Source organism: Ignatzschineria sp. 22MB058224, assembly GCF_058188435.1.
In genome coordinates this window covers 1-24,569 of record NZ_CP187366.1, presented here as the reverse complement: position 1 = coordinate 24,569, position 24,569 = coordinate 1, and the positions used below count along the sequence as shown (strand labels likewise).

Here is a 24,569-nt window from a genome sequence, read left to right as displayed (position 1 = left end):
AAACAGCTTTATATATTAAAAATAACTATTTGATTTTTTAGAAAAAAAATAATAAAAAGTGCTTTCATCTATTTTTTGAACAAAAAAAAGAGAGATTTTACTTTAAAAGTATTTAATCCCTCTAGAATCATTGTTTAAAAAACGACTATAAATTAATCAAAAAACAAATGCCTTTTTGATGTTTAAAAGGTTACATCACTTAACGACACACTTTTCAAACTCCTACACAGCACACTCATCTAAAAGTGCTTCAATACTCTTAAACTCCAGACCCGTATGGGTTGTTAACCCTAATTGACAGGTTTTACTCATCGATGCACCAACATCAAATAGCTGCGCACTCGCGTTTGGTAAACGCTTCAGGCTATTGGCATTTATCTCCGGTGTGGTAAATCCCTTTGCACCACCAAAACCACAGCACTCGATATTAGTCATTACGACCTCTTTTGCACAATGCTCAGCAATCTTCTGCAAATAGACTCCGCTACCATCTTTCGAAACAGAACATGGGATATGTAGCAATAACTTTTCAATACGATTTTCAATCGTCAACTTAGGGATAATCTCTTTCAGTAGAAACTCTGCTGGCCGATATAAAATCAATCGTGAATCTAGCAATCCTCTTTTCTGTAAATCATGCACTTGCAAAGCACAAGGAGCGTTATCAACGTAGATTGGAATCTCTCCGTAACGAGAAGCGACTAATAAAACCTCATTAAAATTTTTCGCCATCTTATCAGTCTCTTTAAGTGTTTTTGCTGATACAAATGGCTGACTACAACAGCTACCCTCGATTCTATCTGGGAAAAATGGAGTGAAACCTGCTTTATGAAAAAGACTAATTACATGATCAAATGTATTTTCCGGCTGGGATTTTTGTGTTAAAGAGATTTCCTGAAGATTACGATTCACACAAGTCGAATAGTACACAACAGACTTTTCGATCTTACTCGGAATCGGCAATGAAGGTAACGCCGTCGATACTTGTGGTATCGCTTTTGGTAACACAGGGATACTTTTGAAAATCTGATGCGCCCCTTTTGTCCAACGGTGTACCCTATTCACCCCAACTTTATGAGCCATATTGACCGTAAAACGCAACTGTTTTTCAGCAAGATTAAAGTGATTACCAGCAAAACGGATCAATGCACCATTATTTGCCGGACGAATAGAACGAATAAATGCCCCCGTGTTAATTCCTACTGGACAACGTAACGCGCACATTCCGGTTTCTGCACATGTTTCAATGCCGGCATACTGATAGGCTTTATTGAGCTTAGCAAAGAGTTTACCTTCTTCCCCTGTTCGAGCTAATGCCTGCATATTGCGGAACATAGCGATTCTTTGACGTGGCGTTAAAGAGAGTCCATCAGATGGGCAAGCAGGTTCACAAAAACCACATTCAATACAGGCATGAATCTGCTTATCTGCCGCCGGAATCGTTTTAAAAGAGGTGATATGTAATTTAGCATTATCAGTAATAATAACATCAGGGTTAAAAATTCTTTTCGGATCAAAAAGTGACTTAATCGATTGCATCACTTCATAAATTTCACTTCCCCACTCTTTTTCTACAAATGGCGCAATATTACGGCCTGTTCCGTGCTCACCTTTCAACGATCCCCCATATTTCACCGCAACTAGCTCTGCTAATTCATCCATAAACTTATCAAATTGTTTTACTTTCTTTTTAGAACTCATATCGGGCGCTAACAAAAAGTGCAGGTTCCCTTCCAAAGCATGCCCCATAATCGTTGCTTCGGGAAAATGATACTTTTCAAAAAGATCTGTTAAGGCTAAAACGCCTTCAACCAGATGCTCCATCGGGAATACAACATCTTCAGGAATGATACTCGCACCACTTTTTCGCCCTTTTGCGACGATGGGTAACAATCCTTTTCGCGTATTCCAATAACGAGTTGTTGTTTCAATATCTCTTTGGAAACCCGTCGATTCAATAATCTCAAAGCGTGTAAAAACCGATTCAATCTTGGTAATTTTCTCCGTAAGATCTGTTTCATTTTGCCCCATCGTTTCAATAAGTAAACATGCACTCTCTTTATTCAATGGTCGATAAAAGAAATCCGGAAGATCAGTAATCATTTCACCTACAAGATGCAGCGTACGACCGTCAAAAAGCTCTACCGATTCTACCGGCGCTTCTGCACGCAAAGCTTTTACCGTTTCACAGCATTCGGCGAGCGAGGTAAAGTAGATAAATGCCGATGCTTTATGCTCATACTCCGGCACGGTGTTATAAACGACTTCACTCACAAACCCTAAAGTTCCTTCTGATCCAACAATCAGATGCTTTAAGATCTCAATAGGATCATCATAATCAATCAACGCATTGACGCCGTAGCCTGTTGTATTTTTTAAACGGTACTTGGCCGCAATTTTCTCTTTTAAGAGCCGGTTTTGAATAATGCGCTCTCTAAGTTGTAAAAGATTTTCTAGAAAAACTTGGTGCGTTCGGCGAAAACGCTCAACATTCGCTGCATCTCGTGTATCTAATATCGTTCCATCATTTAAGATGAATCGAATATCTGCAAGCGTGTGATAGCTATTATTCTTAGTACCACAACACATTCCACTACTATTATTCGATACAATACCACCAATACGTGCAACATTAATCGATGCCGGATCGGGACCAATTTTACGCTGGTAAGGTTTTAACGCTTTATTGACATCCGCACCAATCATCATTGGCCCTACCGTTACCTTTTCACCATTTTGATGGATTTTAATAGTTGCAAATGAATGCCCTAACAAGACTAATACAGATTCACTTGAGGTCTGCCCCGATAAAGATGTCCCTGAAGCACGAAACGTCAATGCGACTTTTGCAGATGCTGCGGCTTGAATGAGTTGCTGAACTTCCGCTTCATTCTCTGCTCTTACAACAACTTGCGGGACATACCGATAGAGACTTGCATCAGTTCCATAGGCAAAACGATAAAAATAATCGGTATAAACTCGCTCTACACCTAGTATCGTTGTCGCTAACTCAGCAAACTGCTGATGCTGGAAATCTAATGCCATCTCTTTCATCTTATCTCTCTTAATTCTTATCTGTATCGTATATATAAATTGTCCACTGTGTAGCTCAATTGAATACAACTTTTATTAATTGGGTGAGAAATTTTATATATGCCGATGTGGCATCAACTCACAAATTTTCAAACTTTCTATTTATGCCACTTTTCAATTTATATTTCAATAAAATACCAATATCGCCGACAAATTTATTTCAAAATATGAAAAAGCCCTTTTTAATAACGTTTATCGCTTATTTTTTTAATCACTAACAATTGTTATTCTCATTTTTTAGCGGGGTTATCCTCAAAGTTATCCACAGAAACATCATTGTAAAACTCTTTAGCAATAAGTGTTGAATTTCGATAAAAGATCCCCATTGTGGTAACAGTTTATAGTTTAATAACAAAAAAGATTATCAAGTGATGCCATAAACATCGCCAATCGATATATCAAGGAATTTTATGAGTGATAGAAAAAAATCGACACTACCCGCCATTGAGCACGTCAAAGGGCATAATGAGGTCATTATTGAGGGAGATACTATCTCTAATATCATCCACATTCTTCCACTGAGCGATCGCCCCTTTTTCCCACCGCAAATAGCACCATTACTGCTTAATGAAGAACCATGGCTAACCACGCTCGATTCAATTATGGATAATCGAACGCGCGTCGTTGGACTTGTGTTAACTAAGAAAGAAGATCTCTCGAATCTAAAAACCGAGGACTTTTATGAATATGGCACTTTAGTTCATATTCATCACCCTCATCGCGAAAATGGTAAGGTTCAATTTATTGCACAAGGCATTCAACGATTTCGCATCAAAAAATGGATCTCTAAAGAGATCCCTTTTGTCGCGCAAGTTGAATATTTTGATGAGTCAATTGTGGATAAATCAGATGAAGTTCGAGCCTATTCAATGGCTGTTGTGAATGCACTAAAGGAGTTAATCCCCTTTAACCCACTCTTTTCAGAAGAGTTGAAGCATTTTTTAACCCGTTTTAATAGCAATGATCCTTCGCCATTTGCAGATTTCGCTGTTGGAATGACCACAACAGCTCGGGAGGAACTACAAGATGTACTCGCGACTGTTCCGCTTGTGCCCCGTTTACGAAAAGTTTTATCGATTATTGAAAAAGAAATTAAAATTGCCAAACTCCATAGCTCTATCCGTGAAGAAGTAGATGATCAACTGTCGGATCAACAGCGGCAATATTTCTTACGTGAGCAATTAAAAGTCATTCAACAAGAATTAGGAATCTCGAAAGATGATAAGTCCGCAGACATCGATAAGTTTGTGGAACGTTTACTCGATAAAGATATCCCACAAACGGCGCAAGAACGTATTGATGAAGAGCTTGAAAAGCTGCAAGTACTAGAATCAGGCTCACCGGAATACGGCGTAACTCGTAATTACCTCGATATTATTACGGATCTTCCATGGGGAAATCAGACAGAGGATAATTTTAATCTCAAAAAAGCACGGCAAATTCTCGACAAAGATCACTTCGGGCTTGAAGATGTGAAAGATCGAATTGTCGAAACTCTTGCCGTTGGTAAACGTAAAGGTGAAATTAAAGGGACAATCGTGCTACTCGTTGGTCCACCGGGTGTTGGAAAAACATCTATCGGACGATCAGTGGCTGATAGCTTAGGCCGCAAATTTTATCGCTTTAGTTTAGGTGGCGCTCGCGATGAAGCAGAAATCAAAGGTCATCGCCGAACCTATATTGGCGCGATGCCGGGGAAACTGATCCAAGCACTTAAAGAAACAAAGGTCGATAATCCCGTTATTATGCTCGATGAGATCGATAAAATGGGACAATCCTTCCAAGGTGATCCTGGCTCGGCGCTGCTCGAAGTATTGGACCCAGCGCAAAATAGCGACTTCTTGGATCATTATCTCGATGTACGTTATGATCTTTCTAATGTACTTTTTATCTGTACTGCTAATACACTCGACTCTATTCCACCGGCCTTACTTGACCGAATGGATGTAATTCGTCTCTCAGGATATATTCTTGAAGAGAAATGCAAAATCGCGCGCCAATACCTCTGGCCAAAACAACTTGAAAAAGCAGGATTTACAAAGCAAGAATTGAAGATCACAGCTGGTGCAATCGAGCGAATTATTGATGATTATGCTCGTGAAGCCGGTGTCCGCCAACTTGAGAAGCAGCTCGCAAAAATTGTTCGTAAAGCAGCGGTTAAATTTGATACCGAAGAGCTTGAGAGCTTAACCATTGGCGTTAATGATATTATACCAATGCTCGGAAACCCTTACTTTAACCGAGAAAAACCGGTTCAAAAAGTCGGAGTTGTCACTGGACTTGCATGGACATCGATGGGCGGCGTAACTCTGCCCGTCGAAGCGATTAAGGTTCATGACCATCAGCGCGGTATTAAACTAACCGGCAAATTGGGCGAGGTAATGCAAGAATCTGCCAATATCGCATATAGCTATATAATGGCAAACGCGAAAGATCTTGGGCTGCAAGAGAGTTTCTTCGAAAAAGCCTTTATCCATATCCATGCGCCAGAAGGTGCAACGCCAAAAGATGGACCAAGCGCCGGCATTACACTTGCTTCTTGCCTGATGTCCCTCGCGCTCGATAAAGCACCCAAAAATATCGCGATGACCGGCGAGTTAACATTAGTCGGACAGGTACTCCCTATTGGTGGCGTTAAAGAGAAACTGATTGCTGCAAAACGAGTGGGTATCAAAGAAATTATCTTCCCGAAAGGTAACAAAAAGGATGCAGAAGAACTCCCAGATTACCTCCGTGAGGGATTAACGCTCCATTTCGTTGAGGACTTTAAGGAAGTTGCGAAACTCCTTTTTAAAGGATAACCATAAAGGATACTCTCTATCCAAACAAAAAAGGCTTAAGGCAAAAATCTTAAGCCTTTTTTATACACTGCCTTTTCTGACAATTCCCGCTAAACTATTTCTAAACTCCTTTTACCCTCTAGCCATCTACTTGATCGACCAATATTGAAATGATTAATAGTATGGACTCGATTCAATAGCCGTAAATAGAAACACAAGCTTTTACTGCTACTTAAAAATTAAAGAATCTATCATTCAATATCCGTTGTTTTTTTCATACAAATCATTTTTTATTTCTCCAAAACAACACTTTTTCAGATTTTTTTTGCTAAAAAAATAAGCATTATTAAAAAAACAACATAGAGTTCGCAATCTTCATAAAGTGATCTCCCTCAAAAAAACAACTCATCAATCATATTTGTAATCAAATACTTATATTAATTTACAAATTACGATTTTGCATACTAATATATAAATTTGTTGTTGTTTTAATAAAAAATCAGAATGAGTTTGTATTATTTATGTAAATTTTATTTGATTATTGTGTCTCTTTGCGATTTAATATGAAGCGTAGATGAAGTTCATCTAAATTATTTTTAATCGAATCGTGGCAATTGCCACAACAATGGAGATATTCATTATGATGAAGAAAAGTATTTTCGCAGTAGCAGTTGCTTCTGTTTTAACTTTAGGTGCAGCACAAGCTGAAACAGTTCTTTACGGTTCAATTCGTTACGACTACCAAAGCAAAAAAATCGAAGATCATAAAAAAACGGATAATAGCCTAGGTCAAAAAATTGAAAAATTCACTGGCAAACGCGTTTCTAACCTTGCTGATGCAGGTTCACGCATCGGTCTTAAAGGTTCTGAAGATTTAGGTAACGGTACAGCTGTTATCTACAATCTTGAGTGGGGCTTTAATGGTATGGATGGAATGGATAACGGTAGTGGCTTTAAAAACCGTTTAGCTATCTTAGGTTTAACTGGTGATTGGGGTACATTCACTGCAGGTCGTCAAAACAATCCATTCAAAGTAACAATCGTTGACGATTCAGTAACAGATGATTTCAATGGTTCTGATGTTATCTCTTCTGCAGCACAACGCGCTTTAACAACAACATTAAATGGTACAACTGTACTTGGTCAGCGTGATGATATTGAACTTAATGGATTTGTTGTAGGACACGTAACTACAGCTGACACTGCACAGATTAACGAATACTTCAATGACAAGCATTTTAACATTACTGATGCTAAATATGGTCGCGTAGGTAAAGTAGTTGCTTATACAACTCCTGACTTCGCGGGTTTCCAAGCAAATGTTGCATTAATGATGAATGACGAGATGTATGGTGAAGTCAACAACTCAAAAAATGTTGACCTTTGGACAATCAATGCTCGCTATGCTTATGACTTAGGTGCTAACGGCCGTATTCTTGCTAAAGCAGGCTATATCCAAGGTAAAACAGCAAAAAATGATACTCTCAATGGGTTTGAAGCTTGGGAACACAAAAACACTTCTAAAGCTTGGGGTCTTTTCTTAGGTTACGATCAAGATGCATTTGGTGTAACAGCTGACTACGCTAAAGGTAACTATACTCCTAATACTGTTCTTATCGGTCAAACCGTAGATAAAGTTGAATTCGATTATGTAGGTAAAGGCAACAAAGTAAAATCAGCTGGTTGGGACTTAGGTGCTCGCTACTCTTTCGGACCTAACTACTTCAGCACAGTACGTATTGCTTACGGCGAGAACACTGTTAAACAAGACGGTCAAAAAGATAAAGTTAAATCTTGGGCTGTAGGTTTTGAACAAAAACTTTCTACTCGTACTCGTGCATGGGTTGAATATGGAGCGCAAGAAACTAAATTTGCTGCTAAAGATGTTGAGAAGAAAAAAGACAACGTTGTATCAATCGGTATGCGTCACGACTTCTAATAACGACACGCTTGCACTTGCAAGTATTCGTTAGAAGTTTAAGTCTTAAGAAAATCCCGCTTCTATTGGAAGCGGGATTTTTCTATGGGCAAATATTACAGACTAAACCCAGCTACCGAATATAAAACCCATTACACTTCTAAAAGAGAAGTTATCTGTGATTTTTTTGCTCTTTACGTTCTAAATATATTTCGGCTCTATATCTTCTATATAATAGATATTCGTAAATTAATAAAATTCCAGATTGTGAGACAACATTAATATAAAGGAATAACAGATGAAAAGAACCACTCTCCTATCTCTATTATTGCTCTATCCTTATCTGCTTGTGGCAGAGCCGGAAATCTATGGTTCTTTGCAGTATGATTATCAATATAAACACTCCGAAAGTTCTCCTCCTTTCTCTTTGAATTTTAACTATCCACCGATAAAGCGCTCTCCCTCACAAAAGAAAAATAGTTCTAACATTCAAAACAATGATTCGTATATTGGCATTAAAGGTGAAAAACCTATTGGAAACGGTAATAGCATCATTTATCAGATCGAGTTTGGAAAAGATGGTTTACGTTAATCCTATCCATCGAATATGTTTCAAAATTATCATTCTATTAAAAGCTATCAGATGTATCTTTTTGATGAATTACTATCAATATTCAGATAAATAGTGTCTCTTTTAAAATACAACGTCCCAAAAAGTTCTATTTAGCCCCTAAAAATGTGCGCAATTTACCGTGTTGTCATAAAACAATTTTCAATTTTCGTAATCCCTCTTAGATCTTGATAACTATTCAATTTTGAAACGTCACTAAACTGTCATAAAGACAGGGAATCACAGATGTTGACAAAAACAGATATATTTACTCTGCTTTATCACTATTTTTTGTTTAAAAACAACAGTTTTAATTGTCCAAGTTACAGCTTATCGATTTAATAAGCTCAGACAGATAGAGAAATTATCTCGCTGTTTTACTTTTTACTCATCTCATCAACTGGAGAAATTAATCATGATGAAGAAAAGTTTTATTGCGGTGGTCGCAACTTCCCTTTTAACAATTGGAGCTGCTCAGGCGGAAACAGAACTGTATGGTTCGATTCGTTATAATTATCAAAATAAGAAACAAGAGAATACGTTAGAGCAAAATACGGACGCTACATATCAATTCCGAGGTGAGCGAGTCTCTAATTTGAAAGATGGTAGCTCACGAATCGGATTACGAGGATCAGAAGATTTAGGAAACGGCAATAAAGTCGCTTATCTTCTAGAGTGGGCTTTTGATGGGATGCAAAGTGGCAACTCCGGTGGCGGTTTTAGAAACAGGAAAGCAGCATTAACACTCTCAGGAAGCTGGGGATCTGTAACAGCAGGACGACAAGATAATCCCTTTAAAGTTGCGATCGTTAATGACTCAATAGTTGATGGATTTAACGGTGCGGATGTCACAAGCTCAGGAGCAATTCGGGCAATGACATCTGCCATTGATGGCATAAAAGTTAACCAATTAACACTTATCGATACCAGTGGTAAAAAAGTTAATACAACAACTACTGGATTTGATTGGACCATTATTAATAACTACACCGTAGATAGAGCGCCGATTTCAAGTGGCAGTTATAGTCGCTTTGGTAAAGTTATCTCTTATTCAACCCCAAAATTTTCGGGTTTTCAGGCTAATACTGCCATCATGATGGATGAGGAGCTCGTCGTAAAAACAGGCGAAAAACATGTGGATCTTTGGACAATCAATGCAAAGTATAGTCATGACATCGCAGGAGGAGAGTTCCTCATCAAAGGAGGTTATCTTCAAGGTAAACAAGTTGATAAGAACAAATCAAAAGTTTGGGGATTTGTGGCAATCTATAACCAAAAAGCCTTCGGGGTATCTGCTGGTTATGCAAGTGGTAACCATAAAGAAGCGCAAATTTTAAATGCTTTAAAAGAGAAATCCAAAGGCTGGGATATTGGTGCTCGCGTCTCATTCGGAGCAAACTATTACAGCACTATTCGTGCAACATATGGCGAAAATGAGCTTAAAATGGGTAATGATAAAGACAAGGTCAAATCATGGGCCATTGGTTTTGAACAAAAACTTTCAAAACATACACGTACATGGGTTGAATATGGCGAATTAAAAACCCAATTCAGTCATCCTGATTTAGCGAAGAAAAAAGATTCTGTCCTCGCGATTGGTATGCGTCACGATTTCTGATAATTATTAGATAAAAAGGCGAGCAGTGTACCTTGCGATACACTGCTTTTTCTTCAAAACATTCAAATTTCGTATTAAAAATACAACAAAAATCCATGACATAACCTTTCTGGCGTTCAAAAAATAGCAAAAAATACCTCAAATCCCTTCAATTTTTTTCATAAAAATAACTTTTCTCACATAAAAATGAAAAAAAATCGACTATTTTTTGAACAACGTAATCGATAGAGAACTCCAAAAATTGACATTATTTACATTTTAATTAAGTCATATTTTTTCTATATTAAATTGAATTTTTTTTATCGATATACAAAATATTATAATGAATTTGTTTACATCTTTATATGGAAAATTACCTAAAATGTATCATTAATACAAAGACTTAGTTGCATAAATGATAAAAAAACGTTGTAATACACTTCATGAATGACATGAGTCATATCAGATTTATTTTTCAATCGTGGGCAACCACAACCATGGAGAAATTATTATGATGAAGAAAAGTATTTTCGCAGTAGCAGTTGCTTCTGTTTTAACATTAGGTGCAGCACAAGCTGAAACAGTCCTTTACGGCTCAATCCGTTACGACTATGAAAACAAAAAAACTGAAACACTTGGTGAATCAGTTCCTTACTGGGGTACTGACAGTGCTGGTAACTTAGTTACTAAATCTCGTTATACATTTAATAGTGAACGCGTATCAAATCTTGAAGATGCAGGCTCACGTATCGGGGTTAAAGGTTCTGAAGATTTAGGTAATGGCAACGCTGTAATTTATCAATTAGAGTGGGGCTTCAATGGCATGGATTCTGATGCGTCAGGTTTCAATAACCGTTTAGCTATTTTAGGTTTAACAGGTAACTGGGGTACTTTCACAGCTGGTCGTCAGGATAACCCATTCAAAGTAACCTTAGTAGATGATTCTGTACAAGATGACTTCAATGGTTCTAATGTGATCTCTTCTGCATCACAACGTGCAATGACTTCAACATTAAACGGTACAGGTCTTGTTGGAAGCACTACTGCGCTTTACTCTTTAAATGGCTATCCTCTTGTAACTGAACAAGTTTATGGTGGTTTCGACGATACAACTGGCTTAACTGGTGATGCTTATGTTAGTGCAGCTTTAGCTAACCAAGCCAAAGTTGACTCTTTATATGCTCCAAGCCAGACTAGCTTCAGCCGTATTGGTAAGGTGATCGCTTATACAACTCCTGACTTTGCAGGTTTCCAAGCAAATGCTGCATTAATGATGGATGAAAAAAATACTAATGAGAAACACGTGGATCTTTGGACTGTTAATGCACGTTATGCATATGATTTAGGTGCTAACGGCACGATCCTAGCTAAAGCAGGATATATCCAAGGTAAAACTGCTGATGATAATGCGTCTAAAGTATGGGGTTTATTCTTAGGTTATAATCAAGATGCATTTAGCATTACAGGTTCTTATGCAAAAGGTAACCATAAACCATACGCTCTTGGTAGTTATACATTCCCAGGAACAACTACTACTGTTCCTTACGAAGTAGAAACAGAGAAACAAAAAACTCAAGGTTGGGATTTAGGTGCAAGCTTCTCATTTGGTCCTAACTACTTCAGCACTGTTCGTGCAACATATGGTGAAAGCCAAATCAAAGTTGGCGGACATAAAGATAAAGTTAAATCATGGGCTGTTGGTTTCGAGCAAAAACTCTCTACTCGTACTCGTGCATGGGTTGAGTATGGCCAAGAAGAGACAAAATATGCAGCTGTTGATCTTGACAAGAAAAAAGACAACGTTGTATCTATCGGTATGCGTCACGACTTCTAATTATTACTTCAGCTAGTCAGCTGATTATAGTAAGAAGTTTCAAAAAGGATTCATCGCAAGATGAGTCCTTTTTTATTCCCTCATGACTTTGCATACTTCCTATACTCCCTACCAGGATCACAACCATTAATGGCAAAAATAAAACAGGCAATCTGCACCACACGATTATTTGCAGTACAATATTCCTATTGAAAATAAAAGATATAACGACAACATTAATATCGAGGTGCTTTTTATGAATAAGAAAGTTGCAGTCTTGGGGGCAGGATCTTGGGGGACAGCTCTTGCGATTCACTTAGCAGCCAATCACATTGTTCATCTTTGGACGCATAATCGCGAGCATGCAGATGAAATGCAATCAATACGATTAAATGAGCGATTTCTACCGGAAACACCTTTTCCAAAATTACTCCAAGTATTTAGTGATTTTAATGAGAGCATTCAGGATGTTGACCTCATCGTGATTGCGACTCCCTCTTGTGCTTTCAATGAAATTACCCATCAAATTAAACAAGCAAATCTTGCGATTTTGCCCCCCATTATTTCCGCAACTAAAGGCTTAGATCATCAGACAAATGGTTTTTTAAGCGATACATTTTATCAGACGTTCCCGAATGCAAATTTCACAATTCTTTCCGGACCAAGCTTTGCTAAAGAAGTCGCTAAAGGATATCCCACAGCAATTGCTATTGCGGGGAAAAATGAATCTGAACTTGCAACTGTAATCCCCTATTTTCATCACCACTCCATGCGTGTCTATGGAAATTTTGACATGAAAGGTGTCCAACTTGCAGGAGCTTATAAAAATGTCATCGCGATTGCAACAGGAATTTCCGATGGACTAGGATTTGGTGCGAATGCTCGTGCTGCACTCATTACTCGTGGACTCGCCGAAATGACGCGATTAGGTATTGCTCTTGGTGGAGATTCTGAAACATTTAAAGGACTCGCAGGACTTGGGGACTTGGTATTAACCGCTACTGATAACCAGTCACGCAACCGCCGCTTTGGCATCTACCTTGGTGAAGGCTTCAAAGCTAAAGATGCATTTACTAAAGTTGGGCAAGTCGTTGAAGGCGCTGATATTGTCAAAAATATCTATGAACTAGGCAATCAAATGGAGATAGAGTTACCAATTGCTCAGCAAGTCTACCGAATTCTCCATAAAGATGTTTTACCAAATACTTCTTTAAAACAGTTATTAGCTCGAGAACAAAAAAGTGAGTAAACAACGATAAGTATGGCTCTGTCAGTCACTCTTCAGGCAGATCGAAAATGGCAACCGTATAATTGGTATTACGATAACGATAAAAAAGTACTGAATTAATAACAATACAACATAAAGCAGAAAGGATTTATCATGAATATTTTTACAGGGCAATATCCCGGCGTTCGCCCACGTCGTATGCGTAAAGATGATTTCTCACGACGATTAATGGCGGAGAATGTCATAACCGCTAATGATTTAATTCAACCAATGTTTGTGATTGATGGCGAAAACAGACGAGAAGCAGTTGAATCAATGCCTGGTATTGATCGCCTTTCAATTGATCTTTTAATCAAAGAGGCAGCATCACTCTATCAATTAGGGGTACCCGCTATTGCACTTTTCCCTAACCTTAGCAACGATGTCCGCTCTTTAGATGCTAAAGAGGCATATAACCCTAACGGCTTAGTGCAAACGGCTGTTCGTGCTTTAAAATCTGCCGTTCCGGGCATAGGTGTTATCACAGATGTGGCACTTGACCCCTACACTCTTCATGGTCAAGATGGTTTGACCGATGAAAATGGGTATATTATGAATGAAGAGACTAAAGAAGTTCTCGTTAAGCAAGCATTGAGCCACGCAGCAGCGGGCGTTGATATCATCGCTCCATCTGACATGATGGATGGCCGTATTGGTGCAATTCGTGAAGCATTGGAGAAGGAAGGTTTTATTCATACCAAAATCATGAGTTATGCAGCAAAGTATGCCTCGGAATATTATGGACCCTTTCGAGATGCTGTTGGTTCTCGAGAACTGCTGGGAAAAGCAGATAAAAAAACATATCAGATGGATCCTGCTAATCGCCGAGAAGCACTTCATGAAGTAGCACTCGATGTTCAAGAAGGTGCAGATATGGTCATGGTAAAACCTGGAATGCCCTATCTAGATGTTGTGCGAGAAGTAAAAGATAACTTTTTATTGCCAACAATGGCTTACCATGTTTCCGGAGAATATGCGATGATGAAATCCGCTTTTGAGAAAGGTTGGCTCGCAGAGAAACCGACTGTGATGGAAACGATGCTCTGTTTTAAGCGTGCAGGCTGTGATGCAATTTTAACTTATTTTGCTAAAGATGTGGCGACGTGGCTGAAAGAAGATGCTTATAAATAGATTAAATAAAATATATAGCTAAAAAAAGAGGTGGGATCTTACGAGCTCACCTCTTTTTATTCTATCAATAAAAATAGAATAAATAACAAAACTTCAACCGTTACTTATTTATAACGAGTTTTTGTGAAGTACTTGTCAAATTGTGCTTGAGTTGCAAGTGCGATACTTTTTGCTTCATTTGCTGTTCTTAAAGCTTCATCAGTTTTAGCTTCAAGATTTTGTGATGCACAACCTACTGTGATTGCACCAAGAACTACTAATGCAGCTACTTTAGTTAAGTTTTTCATAAAATTTATTTCCTTAAAAAATAAAATGGTTTGAGATTCATAAATTAACTAACACATTACTGGTTAGTCTTCTGTATTCTCTAGCATTTGTATAAAAATTGCAACAATCATGGCTAACAATTATTTATGGCAAGCTTTTGATTTTTTATCATAATAATTTTTAGATCTAAATGATTTTAATGTCCTAAAGATAAAAAATGGTTATAATCATCTCTTTGTTTATTTGAGAGTTTTAGCGCCATGCGCAATCAGATCACGCTTGTTCTTAAAGTTATCGGCATCTTTGTTACAAGTTTTAGTTTTACTTATCTAATTCCAACAATCATCTCCTACATCTATCATGATGGACAGGCGAAGTACTTTTTTATCACTTTTTTTATTACACTAATTCTTGGATTAGCATTATGGATTCCGTGCCATAAAACAAATGGAAAACTAAAAACCCGCGATGGGTTCTTAATTGTTTCACTCTTCTGGACAAGCCTTAGCTGTATTAGTTCACTCCCGCTTATTATTTCACCGGCGGTTGACCTCCCCATTGTACATGCTTTTTTTGAAGCAACTTCAGGATTTACCACAACCGGGGCAACTGTTTTAACCAACCTTCAAGATCTACCAAAATCAATTCTATGGTATCGCACACAACTTCACTTTTTTGGTGGTATGGGGATCGTTATCTTAGCGGTTGCTATTATGCCACTACTAGGAATGGGGGGCATGGCGCTTTTTAAAGTTGAAGTCTCTGGTCCAATTAAGGAAGATAAAATTACACCAAGAATTGCCCAAACAGCTCGAAACTTATGGTCCGTCTACCTATTACTATTAGGCGCTTGCATCATTGTCTATTACATTGGTGGCATGGATCTTTTTGATGCCATCACCCATGGCTTTACAACTGTGGCAACCGCTGGATTTTCAAATTATGATGATAGCTTAGGGCACTTTAACAGTAAATTTATTGATATTACAGCAATTATCTTTATGTTTATCAGCTCTATTAACTTTACAACTCACTTTCTTGCTTTTCGCCAAAAAAATGTAAAACTTTATTTCGAAAGCTCTGAATTACGTGCGTTTATATTTATCTGTCTAAGTGCAATCTTCCTCATCTCAATTGGACTTTATCAATTCAACGTGTTTGACTCTATCGGTGAAATAATTCTCCAAGCAAGTTTCACCGTTATATCTATGATTACGACAACCGGTTTAACCATTAACAATTTTAGTGAATGGCCTAGTTATCTCCCAATCCTTATCGTCTTTATTACCTTTATTGGAGGATGCTCAGGTTCAACAGCTGGTGGGATGAAAGTAATTCGCATTATTCTTTTAACGAAACAAGCGGTACGTGAAGTGAAACTACTGATTCATCCTCATGGGAAATTTCCTATTAGGCTTAATAAAAAAGTTGTACACCCCGATATTCTTGGGAGCGTATGGGCATTTTTAGGGATTTATGCTTTTTCTACCGCTATTTTGACACTCATTATGACTGCCTTTGGTTTGTCCCCATTAGATGCCTTTTCAGCAGTTGCTGCGTGTCTAAATATTACAGGACCAGGACTTGGAATTGTAGCGAGCAACTATGGAGATTTACCTAGCGGTGCACTTTCAATGTTAATGTTTACGATGATTTTAGGGCGCCTTGAGATATTTACCCTATTTGTTCTTATCACACCAAGCTTCTGGCGCACTTAATAGCCAAAAGCAGATCAAATAGTCAGGAAAAAAAATATAAACATACGTCTTTATATTTACGGAATTTACAAAAAAAATATTATTTTTTTAAAAAATACTAACTAAACTTAACAAAAACCCGTTAAAATCATACAGAAATATAAGCTATTCGTCGAACTTGTTAAAATATTTATTTATGAAATTTAACATTATTAAACGAATAATATTATAATGGTTTTGAAAGTATAAAGTGTTAGAGGCAAGGGACATTACCGGACTCACAGTTATCTATTTCATAACAAAAATTAAAACTATATAGAGGGTTTAAACAAAATGACAACTCCAGCTAAGGTCTTATTTATTGATGATGACTCCCAACTTCAAGACCTCGTATCTGAATTATTAAAATATGAAGGATTCGATGTGAGTATTGGAAGTAACGGTATCGAATGCATAGAATTCCTTGAACATACAATCCCCGATGTCATTGTCTTAGATGTGATGATGCCGAAAAAAAATGGTTGGGATACTCTAAAAGAAATTCGTAAAAATCACCCCAACCTTCCCGTCATCATGCTTTCCGCAAAAGGGGACAGTATTGATCGCGTCTTAGGACTAGAACTCGGTGCTGATGACTATATCTCTAAACCGTTTGATGATCGAGAATTAGTAGCTCGTATTCGTACACGTATGCGTCTTCAAAATCAAACCCAAGAAGATAATGGTGATGATCGCGAACATAATTCAATTATTGAACTCTATGGGTTAACGTTAAACCCTGCACAATTACAAGCTACATTTCATGGTGAGCCGATCAACTTAACAAGTACGGAATTCTCCATTCTCCATTATATGGCTGATCATCGTGGTGAAACTATCAGCCGAGATGAATTGAGTAAAAATGTACTTGGAAAACGTCATCAAACATTTGACCGTGTTATTGATATGCACTTAAGTAATATACGGAAAAAACTCCCTCCTCGCGAAGATGGAAATCCGTGGTTTAAAACGGTGCATGGTTTAGGCTATCTCTTCTTAAGTTAAGTTGCTACTATATTGGAATACCGCCGATGATTTCGGCGGCATTTTCGATTATTGTGAGGTAGACTTTAATGCAGCGTTATCAGCTACTTAACCGTTTAAGTGTTCGTGTATTTATTACTATTTGGATAAGTATGTCGCTTATTATCTCACTAACACTCATTATCCCTAAATTTGATCAACGTCGAGTACTTCCAACGCCTGATAAAGAAGAAGTATTTTATGCAACAAAGATCAGTCATATGCTCTTTAGTTCACCATCAGGAAGGTATCTTAACTATAAAGATGATGATTCTTTGATCGTCATTCCTAATGACACTTCTGAACGTTATAATAAAATCCATAAAATTGATAATGACAATATTATCAACTTCATTCTCAACACACTCCCCGCTAAAAAAGTTTACCAGCAAGAGATTGATGATTTAGAAATTATTGGTCCTTTTCATTTTAAAAATGATGATAATTCTTATTACCTGACTATTACAGCTTTCCCTCAATTTTACTATCTCTCTCGTTTGTATGATGCGCCCTCACTAATATTTTTATTAATGATTTTCATTAGTATTCCTTTTGCCGCAATCCTCAGCTGGTCTTTAACTATTCCTATGAAAAACTTGCGGAAAGCTGCCGAACGAGTAAGTCATGGTGATTGGTCAGTCGATCGTTATCTTGAAAGCCGCGGCCCTATTGAATATCGTTATCTTGCCAAAAGTTTTAACGATATGGTTACGGCGCTCAATATTGCAAAAGAGGAAAAGAGCCGACTGTTTGCAAATCTATCACACGAATTACGCACACCATTAACTAGAATTCATCTTGCTAATAGCCTTATCCGCATTAAAAATATTGACTCTGTCCAAAATGAAGTAAAACGGATTAACGATAATCTTCAGCTCGTTGAAAATCGTATTCAATCAATGCTTGCGCTTTCTAAACAGACTATTTTAAATGAAGATCTTTTTGAAAATATTGAGTTAAGTGAACTATTAACACCTCTTTTAGAAGATGCAGCCTTTGAAGCAAAAGAAAATGACATCTCGTTAATTTATAATGATGTCCCTGAAATTTATATTGATCTAAATACTGAACTCTTTACGAGCGGTATTGAAAATATTATTCGTAATGCAATCCATTATGCTGCTTCTCAAATCATAGTCACACTCAAAATTATCGAGGATAATCTCTATATCAACATTCACGATGATGGGCCTGGAATTTTAGAAAAAGATCTTCCACAAATCTTCGAGCCGTTCTATCGAGGAGAAAGACCCGAAGGATTACAAGATTATGGTGGTTCTGGATTAGGTTTAGCAATCGTGAGTCAGATGGTAGAATCCCATAAAGGTCGTGTGTCCGCAGAAAATAACAATGGTTTATCAATTACGATTTTATTACCACTCAAACATCAAAAGATGAGTTACTAATCTCTCTAAAAAAAGATTAGCACTGAATGATAGATTATTCTGAGATCACAGACCAAATCCCGACTAAAGGTTTTGCTTGCCAGAAAGATGCCCCATATACACGTCCATCAACAAAGATACGTGCCAAGGTTCCATCTAAATAGAGAGCATTATCACACTGAAGCACTTCTTTAAAATAAGTGGCAAAATCATAAAAATTCACACGATCCTCTGTGACGGTAAAGTGAACCTTTTCCCCATTATCCGATGTACAAACGCCACTACGAATTCTCAGACTATCAGAATCTTCAATAAAATAAGGATTATACTTACCATCAATCAATAACATCGGTCCCGATTGAACTGCATCTTTAATACCCGAATAATCATAGTTAAACATTTCTTTAAAAGATTCAGTATCCACAACATGAGCTCGATTATATCGATCGATATAAAAAACGCCATTGGGTAATAGCGCAAAATTCCCCTGACCTTGATTCGATTTCACTAAATTTAATGGCGCTAACATCTGATAGTTTTCAATGTAAAGACCCAAGGGAGTATATTCTTTCGTATAAATACCTGAATTAATTGCAAAATCTAATGATTTTCCAGACTTACGAAGAGACTGGTGAAGTGTATTAAAAGATGCATAACTTTCATGATTATCAGGATTAATCCATAGTTGAGAAAGAGAAACACGCTGAATATCTAAAGTGACTTCTATATAGCTCTGCCCTTTAAAAAATCGTTCTTCAACGGAAATTCCTTCCTTGATAGTTTTTGCATTAACATCAATAAACAGAAGCGATGACATTAAAATAAATATCATCGCTTTTTTCACTCCGAATAAGAGCATGTTATTTAGTTGCATTACTTGCATCCTACGGTTCCAAGCTATTAAATATATGGTCTATTTTAACACACTTACACACTGAAGAAACTGCGAATAAGCAGCTTGGAATATTAAAAAGTATCTTATTCCCAACGGCCTTATTAATTAAACCGAACGAAGTGTAATCAGAGTATCCTTCAATAATTTAGGATGCGTTAAAACAACTGTACCACTTGCCTCAATATTCTCATTCCCCCGAAAATCCGTCATTAATAGGCCCGCCTCCTTAGCAACTAGCTGCACTGCTTTCATCGTACAAAGATCAAAAGAGGGGGCGAAATAGAGACTATATTGTCCCTTAATGACTGCAGCGCAGTCTTTCGCTAAATCACCTAAAATTCGAACGGCTTTCACCTTTCTCTGTACTACTGAGAAGCGATGAATATCTTCTTCTTTTGCTGTAACAGCTGTTAAAACAAACGCATTTTCAATTTTTCCATCACTTTTCCCGAGACGAATACGTTGAGTTTCATCCTCACATAATGCACTAACACCCTTTGATGCTTCTGCAACGATCTTATCTGCAATAGGATCATAAATCACTGCTGACAGTAATTCATTATCCATCTCTAAAGCCACTGTCACTGAAAAGTGAGCATTTGCGACACGGAAATTTTCAGCACCACTTAAACCAACGTACCATGAAAAACGTTTACTATTGATCAAGCCTGCATGGAAATTCCCATAAAATGAATGATCCGGATAGAGTTTCAGAAGATCATCAATGATTTTACCCTCAATACTCTCATAAAATTGTTGAAATAAAGAATCATCTGCACGTTGTTCAGGGTTAAGTCTGTCTAAACGATAATAGATGGAACGAATAGTGCTACCAGAATCAATAGCAACTTGCTTTGCAACTTGGGTAAATGAACTCATGAAACTCTCTTAATTTGTTAAAGATACAACATAAAATAGTGATAACTATCTCAAAAATAGCGGGATGTGATTTGTACTATCTCGCAATGATGGTATTGTACCGCATCCCCTATTAAATTCGTATTGTAAAATTTGATAAATCCTGACTTACAACCTCTCTTCTTCATTTTCTTTGAGTGCATTGACATTTCTATCTGCCCGATTACGTGGATTTTTCATAGGAAAGGCAATGACAAACCAGATTAATAATAATACTACGCCAATAATTAATACCGGTAGAAGACTAAAATAGCCAAAAACAACACTTGCAATAATTCCCCCCAACGAAGCCCCTAAAAATTGACTCGAAGAGAAGAAACCCATAACCATACCGCGATTATGAGTCGATGCTAATCGACTCATCAAAGAAGGTTGCATTGCTTCCATCATGTTAAATCCCCAGAAGAACAACGTCATAAATAGCAATAAACTCCCATAACCTTTTACAAATCCTAAAGCGAGGAGCGAAACTGTTAATGCGGCGATTGCTATTAAGAAAAAAATTTTAAATTGACGAAAGCGTTCAGCGATTCCTACCGCCGGGAACATCAAAAGAATCGCAATAAAAAAACCTGGGAGATAAATCTTCCAAGACTCTTTCGGAAGAAACCCTTCCGCTTCTAACAACCATGGAAAGACCGTAAATCCAAGGGTTAAAACAAGGTGAAGCATAAAACCACCAAGATAAAGTCGATTAATATCGCTGTCTACCCAAGCTTCTCGCATTGATTGTATCAGTGGAATGCGATTTTCTCGATTCTCCTTATGTTGTGTGCTTGGAGGTAATCCTTTTAATGTAACGTAAATTGCTCCCCCTCCTAAAATTGCGCACAATAAAAATATTCCTCTTCCTCCGAAAAAACCAAAAATTATAGGCGAAATAAAAATAGCTATTCCAAATGTTAAGCCAATACTCACACCAATCAGTGCCATCGTCTTTCCACGAATTTCTTCACGAACTACATCGCTTGTGAAGGCCAATACAACAGCAGATATCGCACCAGCCCCTTGGACAACGCGTCCCCAAATTGCTAAATAGATAGAATCAGTAAATGCAATCATGAGGCTGCCGATAATAAAAAGTACAAGACCAATGGTAATGGTGATTTTACGCCCAAAATAATCGGAGATTGCACCGAAAAGCGGTTGCAGAATTATTTGAGTTAGAGCATAACTACTAATAAATAAGCCGGCAAGTAAAGGCGTCGAACCGATTAACGCTTTTGTATAGAGTGAATAAATTGGCAATATAATAAATATTCCTAGCATCCGAATTGAAAATAATCCGGCAAGCTTCGAACTTAAAAGCCAGTCACTTTTTGAAAGCTTGTGGCGTGACTGTTCAGAAGAATGATAAGAATCTTGGTTCACCGCTTCTGAAGATAGATCTGTATGTAACATGTTCTCTTGCATTACTTTTGCTCCCCATTTTTAGACTGCAACAGTGCTTGGTATAGCGAATTTTTAGATTCCCCTGTCACTTTATGTACAATCGAAGAGATCTGCTTTAGAGGTAAGTTTTCCGCGATTAACGCTTTAATCAGCACCTCCGATTGAAAACCATCAGTATTTTTATTTAACATTTCCTTTCCAGAAGTGACCACAACGAATTCACCTCGAATTTGGTCACCGTGATCACAATAATATTGATAGAGTTCTTGAGCTGTACCATAACGGTAATCTTCAAAATGCTTCGTCATCTCGCGACCAACAAAAATTGTACGACTCTCTCCAAAAATATCTTTTAAATCTTCAAGCATCGCTAAAATTCGATGACTTGACTCATAAAAGACTAAAGTATGAGACATTGTTTCCAGTTGCCCTAACTCCTCGCGACGCTGCCCTTTTTTAGATGGTAAAAAACCAATAAACGTAAAACGGTCGGTTGCAATTCCAGCGACTGATAATGCGGTAATAATCGCACTTACTCCGGGAATAGGAATTACTTTGTATGCTTTTTCTCGAAGCATTCTGACGACAGTAAATCCAGGATCAGAAATAAGAGGTGTTCCTGCATCCGAAATTATGGCAACAGATCTGTTATCATTTAGCAGTGCTTCGATTTTTTCAAAGCGACTCATCTCATTATGTTCGTGGAGTGAGATAAGCGGTACCTTAATTCCAAAGTGACTTAATAATCGGCCGGATACACGAGTATCTTCGGCGAATACCGCATCGACAGATTTTAAAACTTCCACTGCCCGCTCTGTGATATCTTGAAGATTTCCTATCGGCGTAGCAATAACGTAACAGTTAGACATTGATGATCTTTTATGAAATTGAAAGAGATTTAGTATATCAAGAGAACTTAAAAATGACGAACCACAAACGTATTGGCGATCAAGGAGAAGAGATTGCTAAGCACTTCCTAATATCAAATGGCTGTCAAATCATTACCATGAATTTTCACTCTCGATTTGGAGAAATTGATATTATTGCAAAAGATAAAGAAACGCTCGTTTTTGTAGAGGTGAAATATCGTAAAAATGAACGTTTTGCAACGGCTGCTGAGTCTATTACTCCCACAAAGCAAGATCGAATACGAAAAACAATCGCAACATATCTTCAACAATTTCCCTCTGATTGCCCGCTTCGTATTGATTTAATTACCATTATTGGACAATATCATTACAAAATCGATTGGCTTAAAAATATTTTTTAGACTCGGAATAATCTATTCAGTATCTTAGAGTCATATAAAAAGCGAAGCTCCAATGGAAATGGAGCTTCGCCCGATCATAGCTGTTTTAATAGTAAGATTTTTTTAATGCCTACACCAACAGTGAGGCTTTAATCGCTTCAAAATCTCGTTTCAAACGAATATTACTCTCTAATTCTTCTGAAATTTTATCAAATGCATGCATAACTGTTGAATGATCACGGGCAAATTCACGCCCAATTTCCGGCAAACTATGATCTGTTAGAACTCGCGAGATATACATTGCTAACTGCCGGGGTTTTACGATATTGGCTTTTCGAGATTTACCTAAGATTTCACTCATATCTAAATCATAGTAACTCGCAACTGTCCGCTGAATATTTGCTAAAGTAATTTGGCGATCTTGAATCTCAACAAGATGCCGTAGTGCTTCCTGCGCGATATCAAGCGTTAATGACAGGCCTTTAAAAGATGCCATTGCATTAACCTGTTTTAAAGCACCCTCTAATTCACGAACATTCGCGCGCACGGTTTCACCAATAAAGAATTTTGTATCTTTCGGTAACTCAATCCCCCAAGCTTCTGCTTTTTGTTCAAGAATCGCAACACGGTGCTCAAAATCAGGCGGTTTAATATCAACGGTTAAGCCCGAAGCAAAACGTGATTTTAACCGCTCTTCCATGGCTTCTAGCTCTTTAGGATATCGATCACACGTCAATATCACTTGATGTCCACCATCGAGCAACGTATTAAATGTATGGAAAAAAACCTCTTGCGATCCCCCCTTACCAGATAATAATTGAATATCATCTATTAAAAGCGCATCAAGAGTTCGATAAAAATGTCGTAACTCATTAATGGTATTGTTCCGCATGCTTCGTACAATATCTTCAATAAAACCATCGCAATGTTGATATATTAAGCGCGCATCAGGATATTGCTCTTTAATCGCATTCCCCACTGCATGCATCAAGTGAGTTTTACCAAGCCCAGTATTTCCGTAGATGAATAATGGATTATGAGAAGTCCCCGGATTTTTTGAAACCTGAGCACATGCAGCTAATGCAAATTGATTCGATTTACCTTCGACAAAGTTTTCAAAATTGAAATCAGGATTAAGGTTACTTGTTTCTATTGATTGTTCTCGAATCGAATCTTTAGTGACATTACGCGCATGTCCTGTTTTTGTGCGTGTACGTTTACTCTGTTTTTTGATCTGGTGATCTTCGTAATCGGATTCAGTACCTAATCCATAGCGGATATCGGTTTCTAAACCACTTTCATTCAAAATTGTCTCTTCTAATAAATTTTTAAACTTAGTTTGGACACCACGTAACACAATCTCATTGGCGGCTAGTACCATGACATGATCATCTTTAATCACCACTTCGAGTGGCGAAATCCACATGCTAAACTCATCTTCCGACATCTCTGCTGCAAGGAGTTCAAGGCAATTTTCCCAACTAAATTTCATCAT

General features: G+C 37.6%; 18 protein-coding genes. 11 read left to right on the top strand and 7 right to left on the bottom strand.

The window, feature by feature from the left end; all coding sequences use genetic code 11:
- Positions 1–222: 222 nt before the first annotated feature.
- Positions 223–3,054 carry an FAD-binding and (Fe-S)-binding domain-containing protein gene (locus ACPF7B_RS00090; protein ID WP_490505611.1) on the bottom strand — a complete coding sequence of 944 codons (2,832 nt, stop codon included), beginning with the start codon at positions 3,052–3,054 and terminating at the stop codon, positions 223–225.
- A gap of 449 nt (positions 3,055–3,503) precedes the next feature.
- Between ACPF7B_RS00090 and lon the strand changes: the two genes are divergently transcribed.
- From lon to hemB, 7 genes are all read left to right on the top strand, one after another.
- Positions 3,504–5,894, top strand: a complete 2,391-nt coding sequence (lon, locus tag ACPF7B_RS00085) for an endopeptidase La (protein WP_490505610.1) — start codon at positions 3,504–3,506, stop codon at positions 5,892–5,894.
- 619 nt (positions 5,895–6,513) lie between these two features.
- Positions 6,514–7,812 (top strand): porin, encoded by a 1,299-nt coding sequence (locus ACPF7B_RS00080; protein ID WP_490505609.1) that lies wholly within the window; start codon positions 6,514–6,516, stop codon positions 7,810–7,812.
- Between the two features lie 277 nt (positions 7,813–8,089).
- On the top strand, positions 8,090–8,383 hold the full coding sequence (locus ACPF7B_RS00075; RefSeq protein WP_490505608.1) for a hypothetical protein: 294 nt from the start codon (positions 8,090–8,092) through the stop codon (positions 8,381–8,383).
- A 433-nt stretch (positions 8,384–8,816) separates the two neighbouring features.
- Positions 8,817–10,019, top strand: a complete 1,203-nt coding sequence (locus tag ACPF7B_RS00070; RefSeq protein ID WP_490505607.1) for a porin — start codon at positions 8,817–8,819, stop codon at positions 10,017–10,019.
- Positions 10,020–10,509: 490 nt separating this feature from the next.
- Positions 10,510–11,832: a porin gene (locus ACPF7B_RS00065; RefSeq protein ID WP_490505606.1), complete on the top strand. Its 1,323-nt coding sequence runs from the start codon at positions 10,510–10,512 to the stop codon at positions 11,830–11,832.
- A gap of 235 nt (positions 11,833–12,067) precedes the next feature.
- Positions 12,068–13,060, top strand: coding sequence for an NAD(P)H-dependent glycerol-3-phosphate dehydrogenase (locus tag ACPF7B_RS00060; protein WP_490505605.1), 993 nt, complete (start codon positions 12,068–12,070; stop codon positions 13,058–13,060).
- A 132-nt stretch (positions 13,061–13,192) separates the two neighbouring features.
- Positions 13,193–14,209: a porphobilinogen synthase gene (gene hemB / locus ACPF7B_RS00055; protein WP_490505604.1), complete on the top strand. Its 1,017-nt coding sequence runs from the start codon at positions 13,193–13,195 to the stop codon at positions 14,207–14,209.
- Between the two features lie 104 nt (positions 14,210–14,313).
- Here hemB and ACPF7B_RS00050 read toward each other — a convergent pair whose 3' ends face one another.
- Positions 14,314–14,496, bottom strand: coding sequence for an alanine-zipper protein (locus ACPF7B_RS00050; protein WP_490505603.1), 183 nt, complete (start codon positions 14,494–14,496; stop codon positions 14,314–14,316).
- 240 nt (positions 14,497–14,736) lie between these two features.
- Between ACPF7B_RS00050 and ACPF7B_RS00045 the strand changes: the two genes are divergently transcribed.
- The 3 genes from ACPF7B_RS00045 to ACPF7B_RS00035 all read left to right on the top strand — a co-directional run bounded on the left by ACPF7B_RS00045 (position 14,737) and on the right by ACPF7B_RS00035 (position 18,641).
- Positions 14,737–16,194 (top strand): potassium transporter TrkG, encoded by a 1,458-nt coding sequence (locus ACPF7B_RS00045; protein ID WP_490505602.1) that lies wholly within the window; start codon positions 14,737–14,739, stop codon positions 16,192–16,194.
- A 312-nt stretch (positions 16,195–16,506) separates the two neighbouring features.
- Positions 16,507–17,217 (top strand): response regulator, encoded by a 711-nt coding sequence (locus ACPF7B_RS00040; RefSeq protein WP_490505601.1) that lies wholly within the window; start codon positions 16,507–16,509, stop codon positions 17,215–17,217.
- A 68-nt stretch (positions 17,218–17,285) separates the two neighbouring features.
- Positions 17,286–18,641, top strand: a complete 1,356-nt coding sequence (locus ACPF7B_RS00035; RefSeq protein WP_490505600.1) for an ATP-binding protein — start codon at positions 17,286–17,288, stop codon at positions 18,639–18,641.
- Positions 18,642–18,675: 34 nt separating this feature from the next.
- On the opposite strand, the gene ACPF7B_RS00030 is transcribed toward ACPF7B_RS00035, so the two are convergent.
- The 4 genes from ACPF7B_RS00030 to rsmI all read right to left on the bottom strand — a co-directional run bounded on the left by ACPF7B_RS00030 (position 18,676) and on the right by rsmI (position 22,694).
- Entirely contained in the window at positions 18,676–19,494 is an 819-nt protein-coding gene (locus tag ACPF7B_RS00030; protein WP_490505599.1) for a phosphodiester glycosidase family protein, read from the bottom strand.
- Positions 19,495–19,620: 126 nt separating this feature from the next.
- A complete protein-coding gene (locus tag ACPF7B_RS00025) occupies positions 19,621–20,394 on the bottom strand; it encodes an inositol monophosphatase family protein (RefSeq protein WP_490505598.1) in 774 nt (257 codons plus the stop codon).
- Positions 20,395–20,541: 147 nt separating this feature from the next.
- Positions 20,542–21,846, bottom strand: a complete 1,305-nt coding sequence (locus ACPF7B_RS00020; protein WP_490505597.1) for an MFS transporter — start codon at positions 21,844–21,846, stop codon at positions 20,542–20,544.
- Complete coding sequence (rsmI, locus tag ACPF7B_RS00015) at positions 21,846–22,694, bottom strand: 16S rRNA (cytidine(1402)-2'-O)-methyltransferase (protein WP_490505596.1); 849 nt, start codon at positions 22,692–22,694, stop codon at positions 21,846–21,848. The genes ACPF7B_RS00020 and rsmI overlap by 1 nt, the downstream gene beginning before the upstream one ends.
- A gap of 53 nt (positions 22,695–22,747) precedes the next feature.
- Here rsmI and ACPF7B_RS00010 point away from each other — a divergent pair, with 53 nt between their 5' ends.
- Entirely contained in the window at positions 22,748–23,095 is a 348-nt protein-coding gene (locus tag ACPF7B_RS00010; RefSeq protein WP_490505595.1) for a YraN family protein, read from the top strand.
- A 109-nt stretch (positions 23,096–23,204) separates the two neighbouring features.
- Here ACPF7B_RS00010 and dnaA read toward each other — a convergent pair whose 3' ends face one another.
- On the bottom strand, positions 23,205–24,569 hold the full coding sequence (gene dnaA / locus ACPF7B_RS00005) for a chromosomal replication initiator protein DnaA (RefSeq protein WP_490505594.1): 1,365 nt from the start codon (positions 24,567–24,569) through the stop codon (positions 23,205–23,207).